We start from the raw sequence: 15118 nt of genomic DNA on the forward strand, positions 1-15118 counted from the left end.
GGACAGACCTTCAACAAGGTCTGTCCAGAATTATCAGTCTAATGGCCGTACCAGATCAGCGACCATGCCATTTGTGGCCAGCAAAGCATCCTGGGGGGCAAGCTCAAGAAGCAGCCCTCGGTCTCCACCATTAATGACAACCGGTGGTCCATCCATGCCGCTTTGCTCAAATGCCGTTGGCACCGTGCTGCGCTGACCGAACGGGCTGACCCCGCCGATTTTGTAACCTGTCCTCTGTTCTGCATCTGGACGAGACAGCATCTTGGCTTTTCGTCCCCCGAAAGCTGCTGCCACCCGTACAAAGTCCAGTTCCCGGTCTGCAGGGAGGACAACGCAGGCAGGGCGTCCGTCTATCTGCACCATCAGGGTTTTCAGAACATGATCGGGGGCGAGCCCCAGAGCGGCGGCTGCGGCAACGCCGAGTTTTCCGGCTGACGGATCGTACTCGTACATGCGACGTTGGTAGGAGATCCCCAGAGCATCCAGTGTCAGTGTTGCCGAAGTGTCCTGTTCACTCATTCCAGAAGGTCTCATTCTTTGACATCTCCCTTCAGGATGGCACCTCGGATGAGGGGATGCTAGGGTCATGGCTCCTGCAAGAGAGAGAAATGGATTTCATGGCTGCTGCTTTTCTGGCCTGCATGCTGGCATCCGCCATGCATTATCGCCTTCCACCCCGTGTCCTGCCGGCTATTCAGCGGGTTGAAGGGGGCGTGATGGGAAAGGTCAGCCAGAATACGGATGGATCTGTTGATATTGGTCTCATGCAGATCAATTCGCGATGGATCATGCCGATTGCATCCATGACCCATCAGACACCGGCCCAGGTTGCGACCAGACTTGCGCTGGAACCCTGCTTTAACGTGGCCGCCGCCGCCATGATCCTGCGTACGGCGCTCGATAACGAGCATGGTAATCTGCTGCGTGCAATCGGGGATTACCATTCCCGAACGCTTCCTCTGAACATGGCTTATCAGCGCAAGGTTATCGCGGCAGCCACCGAACTTTACATCCGACAACCTTCCCGAGGATAGCCAGAAGGAAGATGTTATCTTATAACGTCCATCCTTCTTACGCCGCCGGGGAAACTCATGCATCGTTTCCGAACCCTGTGTCTGGTCGGTTCGCTGCTGACTGCACCTGTCGCTTCTGCCGCACCAATGCCTGTTGTCTGTGTTGAGTCTGTCTGGTGTAATATTGCTGCCCAGATTGGTGGGCCTGAAGTTACCACTCAGGCTCTGATTTCAACGCCCGGCATTGACCCTCACGAACTGACGCCGACCCCTTCGATGGCACGCCAGACAGCGCGTGCAGCGTTGGTCATTCTCAATGGCGCGACATACGACAACTGGGCGTTACCCTTCGTATCGGCTTCTGCTCCCCGTATCATTGCAGCGCAGGAAGCCGGGTGGAAAGTGGGTGATAATCCTCATCTGTTTCTCAATCCTGCTGCCGTTCGCAAGGTTGCGACGGCAATGGCGCGTGTTTTCGTCAGGCAAGGACTGGATCACGAAGCCGTTCAGCAGCGTCTGGATGCTTTCCTGGCTCAGATTGAAAGTCTGGAATCTTGGAGTGAGAAGCTTCGCAAAACCTACGATGGAACGATCATCGCAGCGATGGAGCCGGTTGGGGGTGATCTGATCCAGCATATGGGTCTGCATATTGTGGATGCAGGTTTTGCCCTGGCCGTGATGCATCATGCGGAGCCTTCTCCCCGGGATGTTGCGGTGCTTGAAACTGCGCTGGACGAGAAGACCGTCAAACTGCTGATTGTAAATCCCGCCGTGAGATCACCCCAGATTGACCGGATGGTGGACAAGGCCCGGAGCAGTGCTCTGCCGCTCGTCATGCTCGGGGAAACGCTGCCACCAGGGCTGTCGTGGCAGGAGTGGGTATCTTCAATTATCGAGTCCGTTCAGAAGGCCCTTGATGGCGCATCCAGATAACCTTTCCCTTGACCAGGTCACACTCTGCGCAGGCACCAAGACCATTCTGGATAACGTCACTCTGACAGTTCCCATGGCGGGGGTGACACTTTTGGCTGGTCGGAATGGTTCCGGAAAATCGACTTTTCTTAAAGCCTGTCTTGGCCTTGTTCGTCTCCAGAGTGGTGTTCTTCGTCTCAAGGGACAGCCACCGGAAATCGCCTGCAGGCAGATCGGCTATATGCCGCAGGGCCTGAGTGATACGGCTTTAATGATTCCGGCAATCAGTCACGTCATGGCCGCGATGAAAGGTGCGCGCTGGGGAATACCTCTCCCGTCTCGTGCCCGGCGAGAGAATGCCGAACGTCTGCTGGCTCTCACGGGCGCGTCGTCTTTTGCCCGACGGCCTCTTGGACTTCTGTCTGGGGGAGAACGTCAGCGGGTCTGTCTTGCGCAGGCCCTGACAGACAGCCCGCAGACATTACTTCTGGATGAACCGCTGGCGGCCTTGGACCATGAAGCACAGCATCAGATTGTCTCTTTGCTGGATACTCTGACACGGGACCTTGGAATTTCCATCCTTATGACCTCTCACGAGACAGAGGCCCTGGATGGGAAGGTGTCGCGTATTCTGAAGCTGAAGAATGGCGGTCTGCATGTTTGAATTCGAATTCATGCGACATGCATTTCTGGGATGCACAATCGTTTCTGTTCTGGCCGGCACGGTGGGATGGTTCCTGATCCTGCGGCGTCAGGCTTTCGCAGCCCATGCTCTGTCTCATATCGGCTTCAGTGGGGCCGCAGGAGCGGTCTGGCTGGGAGTTTCTCCTCTTTATGGCATGATCGCCTTTAGTCTTCTGGGGGGGCTGGCGATGGGCAATGAAACAAAGGGGGCAGGGACTCTTTCATCGCAACGAGACAGCATGATTGGTCTTGTTCTTGCTGCCAGCCTTGGCCTGGGAACATGGTTCCTGCACGAAGCGAATGGAGCCTCCAGCATGGCGACAACGCTTCTGTTTGGAGACGTTCTGGGAATTGATACGCCAACACTCCTCGCACTGGGGGCTGTGACAGTGCTCTGTATGGCAGGGCTGGCTTTTCTGGGGCGACCGCTTTTGTTTGCAAGTCTGATGCCGGATGTGGCGCAGGCGCGTGGAGTCCCTGTTCGTCTCACGTCGCTTGGATTTATGGCGATAGCAGCTTTGGCGTGCTCTGCCTGTGCAGAAGTTTCTGGCGCGCTTCTGGCTTTCAGCCTCATGATCGGCCCGGCGGCAACTGCTCTCCGGTTAGGTCTGAGACCCATTGCGGGGCTGAGCGTGGCTGTGTCTCTGGCCCTGTTTCTGTCCTGGGGAGGACTCGCCCTGTCCTGGGTGACAGACGTGCCCGTACCATTCTGGATCGGGCTTGGAGCCGCCGCCTGCTACGGAATTGCCTGTATGGTCAGGCGTTAATTGCCTGTCATCGTCACCAGACGAAGGTGAACCAGCCCGATAAAGGCAATCAGGCAGATATGAAGGATAATCAGAGCCTTGCCCGTAATGACGGGCACATCGCGGGTCGTATCCGGAACTTCAGTCGACATTGTGAGCCTCCATAGGTTCTCTGTTTATATCCAGTTTCAAACCACCTCGCCAGACTGAGCGAAAAATGGAGTTTTTATAAAAAAACAGAAGTGGCGCGAAAAACCTGACAAATTGCGATATGTTAATACCGCTATGCCAAATGATACGAAAACAGCTCGACCTGTTCGTGAACAGATAGACCTCTCCGAAATCGAAGTTTCGCCGCATGCGAAACTGATTCTGATGCTGGCCGCCATGGTCGCCGCAATTTGTGGCGGTCTGTACGGTTATGACACAGGAATCATTTCGGGAACACTTCCTCTTATTGGTGATGATTTCCATCTGAACTCCACCATGAAGGAAAGCGTTGCCTCCGCTATCCTTCTGGGCGCAGTGTTCGGTGCTTTCGGGGCAGGCTCTCTTTCTGAGAAATTCGGTCGCCGGACAACAACCTGCATTGTCAGTGGTGTGTTTGTTCTTGGTGCAACGGCCTGTGCATTTTCTCCAGGCGTCTGGAGCCTGATTGCTGCCCGTTTCGTGCTTGGGCTTGCCGTAGGTGGATCTACGCAGGTGGTTCCGATGTATATTTCGGAACTGGCGCCCCAGGAGCGGCGTGGCAGCCTTGTGACAATGTTCAATGTGGCTATCGGTCTGGGAATTCTGATCGCCAACATCATTGGCCTGACAGAACGGACGAACTGGGGATGGCGCCCGATGGTCGGTATTGCCGCCATTCCTGCTGCCATCGTGTTCGTATCCATGTTTTTCATGCCAAAGAGCCCGCGTTGGTCTGCTGAGAACGAGGGCATGAAGAACGCCATTCTCCATCTCAGTCGTATTCGAACAACCAAGCGCGCAGTCCGCAAGGAAGTGGAAGCGATCCGCGAGAACGCAACGGACATCGATCCGAAGAACCGCGGCTGGCGCGGTCTCTTTCAGCCTTGGGTGCGTCCGGCGCTTGTGGCTGCTCTTGGCGTCGCATTCTTCACCCAGTGCGGCGGCCTGGAGATGATGATCTACTATGCGCCGACATTCCTGAGTGATGCCGGGTTTGGTGCATCTTCCGCCCTGTGGGCTTCGCTGGGCGTGGCGATCGTTTATTGCATCATGACCTTTCTGGGCTGCCTGTTCGTGGACCGGATCGGCCGTCGTCGTCTTATGCTGATCATGGGGCCGGGCGCTGTGCTGTCTCTGATTGGTCTGGGCGTCATGTTCATGAGCCATCCGGTGCCAGGAAGCATGGGCTCATATCTGATCGTGGCCTTTCTGCTGCTGTTCATGATGTTCAACTCTGGTGGCATTCAGGTCTGCGGCTGGCTTCTGGGTGCGGAAATGTTCCCGCTCTCCATGCGTGGACAGGCAACATCCCTGCATGCAGCGACGCTATGGGGAGCAGACCTGCTCGTCACCAGTACGGCGCTGACAATGGCTGAGGGAATTGGCCTGACATGGACGATGTGGTTCTACGCCTTCGTTAATTTGGTCTCTGTCATTTTCATATTCTTCTTTGTGCCGGAAACGTCCGGGGCCTCTCTTGAAGACATTGAAGAGGCACTGCTGGAGAACCGTTTCCGTCCGACGCGGGACAGCAAGCGCATTGTCCCGGAAGAGGATGAAGAGGACGTTCGTTCGGCAGCATGATACGTTTCCTCCTTTCTTGAGGAGGAAACGATATGGACGTTATCGCAAAACGGGTTATTGCTGCACGAAGCGGCAATAACCCGTTTGTCATTGGCCGCATGAAATCTGGCTGGCTTGTGCTTGGGGAGACCCAGCCGCTTCCAGGCTATTGCCAGCTTCTTGCAGATCCGATTGTTTCTTCCCTAAATGATCTGCAGGGAGAGGCGAGGGCCCAGTACCTTCTGGATATGGCCTCTATCGGGGACGCCCTTCTGGCCGTGACCGGGGCATCTCGCATCAATTACGAGACCTGGTGCAATCTTGCGCCGTCGCTCCACACTCATATCGTGCCTCGTTATGCGAGCGAGGTTGAAGACAAACGCACCAAGGCTGCCAGCATCGCATACGATTATGCTGCTGCCAGACCTTTCGACCCGGAGCAGGACAAGACCTTCATGGAGGCAATGAAGCGGGAGTTGCGCCTAGGCTCTTAGTGGCACCGTGTTGCCAACAGATACCAGAGACGAAAAACGGCAGTTTCAGAGAAGGTCTGTCTCTGAAGTTCCGGTCGTTTCCAGATAAGTTTGAAACGCGCCTTGATCGTGCGAGCCTGCGACAAATCTTCAAGGAGTGCTCTGGAATCCGGCGTCAGCATATTGGGATAGCTCAGAAGGCGCTGCACATTGGATTCGAAGACAGCCATGAAAGCGCAGGGTCCACGTTTGATGGCGTAGAAACCGCGTTTAAGTTTGGAGTGTTTCGCGCCGACCGTATTGCAGGAATGCTGCCGATAATAACTCACGCAGCGGTCATCAAAGAAAATTCTGCCGCCGGCTGCCATGGTCAGCAGATAGGCCCACCAGTCATGCAAGGTGTTGGATGGTGGAACGGTTCCCTGCATCAGATGACATGTGGCCGCATTGATAACGGCTGTGTGGCCCGTTGCGATATTCTGCGTCAAAGCAGCACCGAAACAGGGCTGTCGATGCAGCCGCTCGGATTTTTTGAAAACGTTCAGGGCGCTATCCGTCAGATACTGGCGCGCGCAGTAGAGCGCCGGCACCTGTGGAGGTTGAGCTCGAAGCCAGCCCACGGCCCATTCCAGCTTTTTAGGGTGCCAGACGTCATCCTGGTCAGCAAAGGCAACAAACGGCGTTTCTGGAATGGACTCCAGCAGATGCAGGTACGATGCCCCAACGCCGTTCGCCCCGGGAAGGGACGTGATTTCAACGCATCGTCCGTGGCCCCGGTGGGCGGCAAAGGATAGCATGATGACGCGTGACGCATCGGAGGACCCGTCATCGCGCCAGTAAAGAACCCAGTCTGCGTGAGACTGGGCCAGAATGCTGTCGAGCTGTGCGTTTAAGTAAGCTTCGCCATTGTAAAGCGATAGCAGAATGGCAACACGCATTGTTCTGTCGGCACCCTGACTTGCTCCTCCCCGGATCATCTGCGGGTTCCAGCGGCGGTTGCCGGATTGAGGAGAAGACATGACATCCTTGAAAACGGACAGAAACAGAAGACGGGAAACAGGCCATTTCTTACCAGAATGGCCTGCAGAGATTACGAAGCCTTAAAGAGGCGCTGAACCGTATGCGCTACGCTCTCACGCCATTCAGGCAATTTAACGCCAAAAATGCGGTGAAGTTTTGAACAGTCCAGTCGGGAATCCTGAGGCCGCTTGGCCGGGGTGGGCCAGTCTTCCGTCCGGATTGCCGTAACCGTTGGCATGGCCTGTCCATACTTCTCGGCTTCCTCAAGGGCAGCGACTGCCAGACCATGCCAGGTCGTTTCACCGGTACCGCTGGCGTGATAGATGCCAGCATATTCGGGCTTCCAGCCGTCTTTTTCCACCAGAGCCAGGATGGCGAGGATGGCTTCAGCCAGATCGTCAGAACTGGTAGGGTTACCACTCTGATCACCAACAACCTTGAGAGCCGGATTTTTCGCCCCAGCGTTGATCATGGTCTTGATGAAGTTCTTGCCGTGCGCCGAATAGACCCAGGACGTTCTAAGAACGATGCTCTTCGGGTTGGCTGCCAGAACCGCCTGCTCACCGTCAGCCTTGGTGCTGCCATAGACCGTCTCAGGGCTGGTCGGGTCTTCTTCGGTGTAGGGCGCGCCCTTGTCACCGGAAAAAACATAGTCCGTCGAAACATGCACAAACGGAATACCAGCCTTGGCACAGGCTTCAGCAAGCGCCTTCGGGCCTGAGTTATTGGCGCGTTCTGCACCTTCTTTCTCGGTTTCAGCCAGATCGACAGCCGTCCAGGCCGCGGCATTTACCACAGCAGCCGGATGATACTTTTCAATTGCGGCTGCGATCGTTTCAGGTTTGTCGAAATCGAACTCCGGTCGGCCCACACGAATGATGCGGTCACCACCGAGAATGGCGAGGGACGTCGCAAGCTGCCCATTGCCGCCTGTGACGAGGATGGAACCTGTGCTGGACATGGCGTTACTCACTTTTCGTACTGGAACCAGCCCTTGGCTTCGGAGAAGTGCGGCGCGATCTTGTCCTTGTCGGACAGAACGGCTTCTTCTTCGGAAACAGGCCAGTCAATATTCAGTTCCGGAGAGTTCCAGATGACCGCGCGCTCTGAAACCTTGCTGTAAAGAGACGTGCATTTGTATTGCACTTCGGTGTTCTCTTCGAGCGTCACGAAACCGTGCAGGAAGCCTGGGGGAACCCATAGCTGGGACCAGTTTTCAGCAGACAGTTCAGCCGCAACCCACTTGCCATAGGTCGGGGATCCCGTGCGGGCATCTACGGCCACATCCCAGATGGCACCACGCGTCACGCGAACGAGTTTGCCCTGCTCATAGGGAGCCAGCTGGCAATGCAACCCGCGGACAACGCCTTTTTCAACGGAGAGGCTCTGATTGTCCTGAACGAAGGGCAGGTTGATGCCGGCCTCTGTCATGCGATCAAGATTATAGGTTTCGGAAAAGAAGCCGCGATTATCGCTGAAACGAGGAGGCGTAACGAGAATGACTTCTGGAATGGCGAGCCGTTCAACCTTCATGACGGTTTCCTTCAGGACATGAGATCTGGAAATAAGGCAGACTGTGCCTCGACAGAAAAAACGCTGCCTGAGCGGGTCAGGCAGCGCAGGGAAGATCAGGCGCCGTGATCTGCCAGTTCAAGCAGAAGACGACCCAGTTCCGTCTTGCCCATGTGCTTTGCGTGATCGCGAAGCTGGTCGGCAGTAATGAATTTGTTGCGGAAAGCAACTTCAGCAGGTGAACCTACCAGCATGCCCTGACGGGACTGAATGGTCTGAACGAAGCTGCCAGCCTGCATCAGGCTGTCAGGCATACCGGCGTCAAGCCAGGCACAGCCACGGCTCAGGCGGTCGACCTGCAACGTGCCTTCCTCAAGGTACATACGGTTGAGATCCGTAATTTCCAGTTCACCACGTGGGCTGGGCTTCACCTGCTTGGCAAAATTCACAACGCGGTGATCGTAGAAATACAGACCTGTGATGGCCCAGTTGGAGTCCGGCTCTGTCGGCTTTTCGACGACTTCGAGTGCCTTGCCGCTCTCATCGAACGAAACTACGCCATAACGTTCCGGATCACGGACCTGATAAGCGAAAACGGTTGCACCTTCCGGGCGGTTCGCAGCAGCACGCAGCAGAACGCCCAGATGATCAGCGAAGATCAGGTTGTCGCCCAGAGCAAGTGCACAGGGGGATTCGTCAAGCCAGTCTTCTGCAATCAGGAACGCCTGCGCCAGACCGTCGGGAGAAGGCTGGATGCGGTACTCGAATGTCACGCCAAACTGGGAGCCATCGCCCAGAAGGCGCTGGAACTGAGGCATGTCATGCGGTGTTGTGATGATCATGATGTCCCGGATTCCCGCCAGCATCAGCGTGGAAAGGGGGTAGTAGATCATCGGCTTGTCGTAGACCGGCAGGAGCTGCTTGGAAGAAGCAAGCGTCATGGGATACAGGCGCGTGCCCGAACCACCAGCCAGGATAATACCCTTCATGGGCTTCGTGTCGATCGTGCTCATGCGCGTGTTCCCAGTCGTTGTCCCGTGTATCGCTTGGAGCGGATGCCTTCCCACCAGTCACGGTTGTCGAGATACCACTGAACCGTCTTGCGGATACCGGTTTCGAAATTGTTCTTGGCTTTCCAGTCCAGCTCTTTTTCAGCATGGGACGGGTCGATCTCATAACGGAAGTCATGGCCGGGGCGGTCCGTCACATAACGGATCAGACGCTCACGCGGGCCTTCCGGATCTGGCAGAAGCTCATCCAGAACGGCACAGATCTTCTTGACGACCTCAAGATTGGTACGTGGCTGACGGGCACCGATGGCGTAGGTCTCGCCCGGCTTTCCGATTTCAACAGCGCGGACCAGAGCTTCGGCATGGTCTTCGACGAAGAGCCAGTCGCGGATGTTTTCACCCTTGCCGTAGACCGGCAGCTCACGCCCTTCGATGGCGTTGATTGTCACGAGCGGGATCAGTTTCTCGGGGAAGTGCCAGACACCGTAATTGTTGGTGGTGTTGGTTACAAAGGTTGGCAAACCGTATGTGTGATACCAGGCGCGAACCAGATGATCGGATGATGCCTTGGACGCTGAATACGGGCTGCGCGGATCGTAAGGCGTTGTTTCGGTGAACGGCGGATCATTCGGCTCAAGATGGCCAAAGACTTCGTCCGTGGAAATGTGGTGGAACCGGAATGCGGCTTTCTCTTCGTTTCCGAGACCATTCCAGTATTTGCGGGCAGCTTCCAGAAGGGAATAGGTGCCCACGACATTGGTCTGGATAAAGACGCCGGGCCCGTCAATCGAGCGGTCCACATGGCTTTCAGCAGCCAGATGCATGACGGCATCCGGGCGGTATTCCTCGAACAGGCGCTGCATTTCGACGCCGTTCACAATGTTTGCCCGGGCGTGAGAATAACGCGGATCGGAAGCGACCTCGGCTACGGTATCTTCTGAGGCTGCATAGGTCATGCAGTCTACGTTCAGCACACTGTGTTCGGTGTTTCTGATAATATGACGCACCACGGCCGAACCAATGAAGCCGCAACCGCCTGTCAACAATATCCGCATTTCAACTCCTTAACATCACGGTAGGAGCTTCAGCCCCGCCACAGGAAAGTATCTTACAGTGTTGTACAAGGGGCGCAAATATGACTTTCGGTAATACTAATGAAACTATTTCTACACTCATTAAGGTCTCGCCCCGCATCGCTGAATCAGCTACCCAGACACTCCTGTGGGGCACGCAGGAGAACAAAGGTATGCTGGCTGATACGTTAACCCGTTCGCTCGTTGATGTTCTGGAGCGCCCAGACCTGCGGGTTGTTGCCGCGGGACTCATGCCAGAGCTGGACATTTCCCTGACCCAGCCTTTCCAGCTGGGTGAAAATCTGCCCGAACATCGGGCGTCTCCTGCTGGCCAGGCCTGTCTGAAGCTGGGTGAACCCTGCCTTCGCAATCCGGCGCTTGCACCAACATTCCTGCGGCAGGCAGTTGAACTTTTCAGGTTGCTCCATGGTGGTGCAGATGCCCGCCTCGCCAGTTTTGCCGCCGCGCGTGTTGCCGCCCTGTTTCATGGCCTCGACAAGAATGCGTCCTGCCCGCTTCCGACCGAACTTGCCCTCTGTGCAGACGGTGTACCGGATAGCGAGACATTGCTGGATATCTGGGAGAGCCTGAAGCTATTGCTCCCAGAAGCACCAGTATTTACGACGGAAGATGCACAGAGGTTGCAGCCTATTCTTGTGCGTTTGTGGCCTGTCATGGCCCCTGCAGAAACATTGATGAGCAGTGGCGGGGACTCCAGACTGGCGGTCGATCCAGAAACAGGGCTGAACCGTTATTCCTGTTCGCACCGTCCGCGGCCCTGGGCTGTCAGTTTCGGTTCGTCAACTGCCTCCTCTCTGTCAGAGCGTGGGTTTGGAGGTGCAGAAGCGGCCCGATGTGCGATGATGAACGCGCTGCTTTCAAAGCAGGACCCTGACCTTGTTCAGGAAACAATGGTCAAAAATGCGCGAGCCGGTATTGGCCGACACTACGGTTTGCCAGAGAACGCGGTGTTGCTGTCTGCGTCCGGGACTGATTGTGAACTGGCAGTTCTGGCTCTTGTGGCCGCAGAAACTGAGCGCCCTGTCAGTTCCATTCTGCTTGCTCCCGACGAGACCGGAAGTGGTGTGCCACTGGCTGCCTGTGGGCGTCATTTTGCCACTGACAGCGCGTGTGCGACTTTAGTGGGAAAAGGGGAATTGATTGAGGGGTTTTCCGCCGATACCCGTCTCATCGGTGTGACGATCAGGCATCCGGATGGATTGTCCCGGGCAATAGAAGACATCAATGCCGAATGTCTTGAAATTGCGCGGCGCGAAGTAAAAGCTGGGCGTCATGTTCTGATGCACCGTCTGGATCAATCCAAGACGGGTCTGGCTGCCCCGGATATGGAAACCATTGCAATCCTGAGAAACGAGCTGGGGGAGCATTTCAGTGTTGTGGTGGATGCCTGTCAGGCACGCCTCAGCCCTTCGCGCGTTTCGGAATGGGTTGAAAGTGGCGCGATGGTCATGGTGACAGGCTCGAAATTTTTTACAGGACCACCGTTCTGTGGCGCTATTCTTTTGCCGGAAACGCTGCGACGTCGCCTTCCGTCATTGTCTCTTCCAATCGGCCTTAGGGATTATGCACATCGCGATGAGTGGCCAGAAGGGGCTGATGAAAACGCCTTGAATACAGGACATAATATAGGCCTTGCTCTGCGCTGGCATGCTGCTCTCTCTGAGATGGACGCCCTGTTTGTTTTACCTGACGAGACGATCCGTCACCGGCTGGATTATTTCATGACCCAGGCCATCGACATGGTGGAACGATGTCCGTCACTGACCATGCTTCCCATGGGGAAGCCTGTTGATGATGGTCGCTGGGACGCGGTTCCGACAATCCTGCCCTTTCTGGTAAAGGACCCCCTTATGCCCGAGCGCCCGCTTGCACTAGACAATGCCCGGAAGTTGCATCGCTGGCTGAATGCGGATCTTTCACCGTGGGTGAGGGAAGGGGAGCCTGCTCTGCTTTGTGTTCTGGGACAGCCCGTTCCGGTTCCACACCCGCTTTTGGACGGCCCGGCGGGTGCTTTGCGCTTATGTGGTGGTGCGCGATTGGTCTCAGGGGAGCCTTCTCACGCGGGGCTGGACGAACCGCAAAGGTTACAGCGGGAATGTGCGGATGCCCGCAGGGTGCTGGCTAAACTGGAACTGATCCTGAAACATTGGAACGTTCTGCTGGACGCCAATCCTGTTCCTCGTTACGCGCCTTTCTCATGACACAGACAGATCACGCAGTTCCACACGGACACTTCCTCGACAGTCCTGAACTTCCTCGGGGCATTACGCGCTTCTGGCTCGTGCGACACGCTGTTGTGGAGGCCAGTGCACGCAAGACAATGTATGGCGCCATGGATGTTCCTCTCTGCAAGGACACAATGGCTACCCAGCAGGGTGGTTACGCTGCCCTGGCACGTCGTCTGCCCTCAGACGCTGTCTGGTATAGTTCTCCCCTCCAGAGAGCACGAGACACAGCTGCGCAAATTCGTTGTGCGGGAGAATTTCAGTGTCCTGATGTGACGCTGGATGAGCGGTTTATCGAACAGTCGATCGGGGAGTGGCATGGAACACCGCACGACCAGTTCCTGTCGCTTTTGAGTCTGCCGCCAAATCCATTCTGGTCACTGTCCGCCAGCGAGCTTCCGCCAGGCGGGGAGAGTATGCTGGATGTCTGCGCGCGTGTATCTCACGGTCTGGAAGAGCTAGCCAACACGCATCCTGGTCAGGACATGGTGTTGGTCAGTCACGGAGGCGCCATTCGGGCTGCCCTGTCACATGCACTGGCTATTCATCCGGATATTGCACTTCGGTTTACGATCCAGAACCTGTCCATTTCCATCATTGAACGTATCAATGGGCTCTGGCGCGTAGTGGCTGTGAACGAACTTCCGGATTTTCGGGGCTGAAATTTCCAGCAGGAAATAGAAAGTCTCGACTGAGAAATATGGGCTTCTCTCGTTTCGGGAGAACCCATGGTGGACTCTGGATCGAGACCACAAATTACGATTGGTGTCAGGCGAAGAAGAAGAGAAATCTACTTTGCGCGATAACAACAAAACGTCTGGTTTTTCAAGGATAAGACCGGAAACGGAGCTTGGTGGGCACACAAGGGCTCGAACCTTGGACCCGCTGATTAAGAGTTACGCCCGGCGAAATACAGTTAAGACGCAGTAAATCGCAAAACCGCGCAATAACAACGCCTTATAAAAGGGCGTCTGAGACGGTTTGTGCAAAGAGACGCACCGAAACGCCCCTATTGCTATTTCAAATGAGTCCGGATTGAGTCCGGAAAAACTCGTCAGCGGGTTCAGAGAGGGGAATTGGGTAAAATGAAATTCAGGGAGCTACACAATTACGGTGTTATAGGTGTTATAGGTGTTACTCACATATATAATATATTGATTTTACTGTGTTTTTATCCGGTTTTCTCACTAACACCTTTCGATTTCGTAGGTGTTAAAGGTGTTATTGAGGGCTGGGCATGAGGTTTTCGAAGCGGGAAATAGACGCTCTCACCTGCCCGCCGGGCAAACGGGACGCTTTGTTTTCGGATACAGAGACCAAAGGTTTCCTTGTTCGTGTCACTGACACTGGAGCCAAGCTGTTCCTCTTTCAGTATCGCTACGCAGGGAAAGTCCGCCGTCTCAAGTTGGGAGAGTATGGGGCGCTGACCATCGCTCAGGCCCGGAAGATGGCTGAGGAAGCCCGTGGGCGCGTTCTCGCTGGCGGAGATCCCATGGGTGAGCGCCGGGCGGAAGTGGTGTCCTATCAAGCCTCCCTACAGGAGCAGGCCGCACAAGCAGCGATAGATGCCCTGACGTTGGACGTGCTGATTGATCGCTGGGCCGCCATGGCGCTCAGGGAGCATAGCGAGACCTATAGGCGGGAGGGCCCGCAACGCATCCGGTATAACTTCCAGCCGTTCCTGAGCCGCCCGGCGCAATCCCTGACAGTCTCTGAGTTACAGGCCCGGCTTGATGAGATTGCAGAACGGCACCCTACCACGGCCCGGCGACTGCAAGCTTACGCCCGCGCTATGTATGCCTGGGCTGTAAAGCGTCAGCTGGTTGAGGATAATCCTTTTGCCCGACTGATTGTTGAAGGGCGTGAAGTCTCAAGGGACCGCGTTCTGACAGACGAAGAAATTGGCGAGATATGGCGGGCGGCTGGACAGATGGCCTATCCCTTCGGGCCTTTCTTTCGGTTGCTGTTGCTCACCCTGCAGCGGCGAGCAGAGGTTGCAGAAATGCGCTGGGAGGAAATCTCACCTGATCTGACAACCTGGACCATTCCTGCTGAGCGGACAAAGAACAGCAGAGCGCATATCGTCCATTTGTCGGAGCCTGCACGGCATGTCCTGGCTGCGCTGCATAGGCAGACAGATCCGAAGACAGGGGCCATCTCCCCTTATGTCTTCACGAATACAGGCAGGACGCCCATCTCCGATTTTTCAGGAGCCAAAGAACGGCTGGAGAGACTGATTGAGGTTGAGAGAGCTGAAAAATCGCCGGGAAAAGAAGTCTGCGCCATGCCCGCGCCGGGCTGGCGATTGCATGATTTGCGGCGAACGGGCGTGACGGTTATGGCCCGCCTAGGGGTAGGGCCGCATGTGGCTGATCGTGTGCTGAACCATGTTCAGGGGACGATCAAGGGAGTGGCGGCCGTCTATCAGCGGCATGAGTTCCTAAAAGAACGGGAGATTGCCTTGGATAACTGGGCCGCTCATGTCTTTCAGGTGGCTGAGGGTTCAGAACTCAATACGGCTGGAAGCCGGGTGATTGCGTTGCGGCGGTCTTGAGGCATATGACGCCCGGCGATACGGGTCACTTGCAAAACTAATAGGCAGCATGATCTATAGGCGAGAGATAGCCGAGTTCTGCCGTATCGCAGGCGTGGCTTTGCGGGGTTTTATGGCCTCCAT

Annotated in this window: 16 protein-coding genes; 9 read left to right on the forward strand and 7 right to left on the reverse strand. The window is 55.8% G+C overall.

Annotation, left to right across the window (positions count from 1 at the left end):
* Nucleotides 1–33 precede the first annotated feature (33 nt).
* Nucleotides 34–519 carry a YbaK/EbsC family protein gene (locus B7444_RS05610; protein WP_007282939.1) on the reverse strand — a complete coding sequence of 162 codons (486 nt, stop codon included), beginning with the start codon at nucleotides 517–519 and terminating at the stop codon, nucleotides 34–36.
* An 89-nt stretch (nucleotides 520–608) separates the two neighbouring features.
* On the opposite strand from B7444_RS05610, the gene B7444_RS05615 reads away from it, so the two are divergent.
* Genes B7444_RS05615 through B7444_RS05630 form a run of 4 tightly spaced genes read left to right on the forward strand, consistent with a single transcriptional unit; the run spans nucleotide 609 to nucleotide 3376 of the window.
* Nucleotides 609–1034, forward strand: coding sequence for a lytic transglycosylase domain-containing protein (locus B7444_RS05615; RefSeq protein WP_007282940.1), 426 nt, complete (start codon nucleotides 609–611; stop codon nucleotides 1032–1034).
* Nucleotides 1035–1091: 57 nt separating this feature from the next.
* A complete protein-coding gene (locus B7444_RS05620) occupies nucleotides 1092–1946 on the forward strand; it encodes a metal ABC transporter solute-binding protein, Zn/Mn family (protein WP_007282941.1) in 855 nt (284 codons plus the stop codon).
* Nucleotides 1930–2589: a metal ABC transporter ATP-binding protein gene (locus B7444_RS05625; protein WP_007282942.1), complete on the forward strand. Its 660-nt coding sequence runs from the start codon at nucleotides 1930–1932 to the stop codon at nucleotides 2587–2589. Before B7444_RS05620 ends, B7444_RS05625 begins: the two co-directional genes overlap by 17 nt.
* Nucleotides 2582–3376, forward strand: a complete 795-nt coding sequence (locus B7444_RS05630; protein ID WP_007282943.1) for a metal ABC transporter permease — start codon at nucleotides 2582–2584, stop codon at nucleotides 3374–3376. The genes B7444_RS05625 and B7444_RS05630 overlap by 8 nt, the downstream gene beginning before the upstream one ends.
* On the opposite strand, the gene B7444_RS17345 is transcribed toward B7444_RS05630, so the two are convergent.
* Nucleotides 3373–3507: a hypothetical protein gene (locus tag B7444_RS17345; protein WP_007282944.1), complete on the reverse strand. Its 135-nt coding sequence runs from the start codon at nucleotides 3505–3507 to the stop codon at nucleotides 3373–3375. The genes B7444_RS05630 and B7444_RS17345 overlap by 4 nt on opposite strands.
* A gap of 133 nt (nucleotides 3508–3640) precedes the next feature.
* Between B7444_RS17345 and B7444_RS05640 the strand changes: the two genes are divergently transcribed.
* Both B7444_RS05640 and B7444_RS05645 read left to right on the forward strand, forming a co-directional pair.
* Nucleotides 3641–5128 carry a sugar porter family MFS transporter gene (locus tag B7444_RS05640; protein ID WP_035729519.1) on the forward strand — a complete coding sequence of 496 codons (1488 nt, stop codon included), beginning with the start codon at nucleotides 3641–3643 and terminating at the stop codon, nucleotides 5126–5128.
* Nucleotides 5129–5160: 32 nt separating this feature from the next.
* On the forward strand, nucleotides 5161–5601 hold the full coding sequence (locus B7444_RS05645) for an HIT family protein (RefSeq protein WP_007282947.1): 441 nt from the start codon (nucleotides 5161–5163) through the stop codon (nucleotides 5599–5601).
* Here the strand turns inward: B7444_RS05645 and B7444_RS05650 are convergent.
* The 5 genes from B7444_RS05650 to rfbB form a co-directional block, all read right to left on the reverse strand.
* Nucleotides 5598–6599 (reverse strand): glycosyltransferase, encoded by a 1002-nt coding sequence (locus B7444_RS05650; protein ID WP_007282948.1) that lies wholly within the window; start codon nucleotides 6597–6599, stop codon nucleotides 5598–5600. The two genes, B7444_RS05645 and B7444_RS05650, sit on opposite strands and share 4 nt — an antisense overlap.
* 71 nt (nucleotides 6600–6670) lie before the next feature.
* Nucleotides 6671–7561: a dTDP-4-dehydrorhamnose reductase gene (gene rfbD / locus B7444_RS05655; protein ID WP_035729521.1), complete on the reverse strand. Its 891-nt coding sequence runs from the start codon at nucleotides 7559–7561 to the stop codon at nucleotides 6671–6673.
* Between the two features lie 8 nt (nucleotides 7562–7569).
* On the reverse strand, nucleotides 7570–8133 hold the full coding sequence (gene rfbC, locus B7444_RS05660; RefSeq protein WP_007282950.1) for a dTDP-4-dehydrorhamnose 3,5-epimerase: 564 nt from the start codon (nucleotides 8131–8133) through the stop codon (nucleotides 7570–7572).
* Between the two features lie 95 nt (nucleotides 8134–8228).
* The gene (gene rfbA / locus B7444_RS05665) at nucleotides 8229–9101 is read right to left on the reverse strand and encodes a glucose-1-phosphate thymidylyltransferase RfbA (protein WP_029495871.1); all 873 of its coding nucleotides are present in this window, start codon (nucleotides 9099–9101) and stop codon (nucleotides 8229–8231) included.
* A gap of 20 nt (nucleotides 9102–9121) precedes the next feature.
* Nucleotides 9122–10177, reverse strand: a complete 1056-nt coding sequence (gene rfbB, locus B7444_RS05670; protein ID WP_035729524.1) for a dTDP-glucose 4,6-dehydratase — start codon at nucleotides 10175–10177, stop codon at nucleotides 9122–9124.
* A 191-nt stretch (nucleotides 10178–10368) separates the two neighbouring features.
* On the opposite strand from rfbB, the gene B7444_RS05675 reads away from it, so the two are divergent.
* From B7444_RS05675 to B7444_RS05685, 3 genes are all read left to right on the forward strand, one after another.
* On the forward strand, nucleotides 10369–12417 hold the full coding sequence (locus B7444_RS05675) for a hypothetical protein (RefSeq protein WP_035729527.1): 2049 nt from the start codon (nucleotides 10369–10371) through the stop codon (nucleotides 12415–12417).
* Nucleotides 12414–13103 (forward strand): histidine phosphatase family protein, encoded by a 690-nt coding sequence (locus B7444_RS05680; RefSeq protein WP_007282955.1) that lies wholly within the window; start codon nucleotides 12414–12416, stop codon nucleotides 13101–13103. Before B7444_RS05675 ends, B7444_RS05680 begins: the two co-directional genes overlap by 4 nt.
* Before the next feature lie 575 nt (nucleotides 13104–13678).
* Nucleotides 13679–14995 carry a tyrosine-type recombinase/integrase gene (locus tag B7444_RS05685; RefSeq protein ID WP_007282956.1) on the forward strand — a complete coding sequence of 439 codons (1317 nt, stop codon included), beginning with the start codon at nucleotides 13679–13681 and terminating at the stop codon, nucleotides 14993–14995.
* Nucleotides 14996–15118 lie beyond the last annotated feature (123 nt).

Source organism: Gluconobacter thailandicus F149-1 = NBRC 100600 (assembly GCF_000964465.1).
Taxonomy (GTDB): domain Bacteria; phylum Pseudomonadota; class Alphaproteobacteria; order Acetobacterales; family Acetobacteraceae; genus Gluconobacter; species Gluconobacter thailandicus.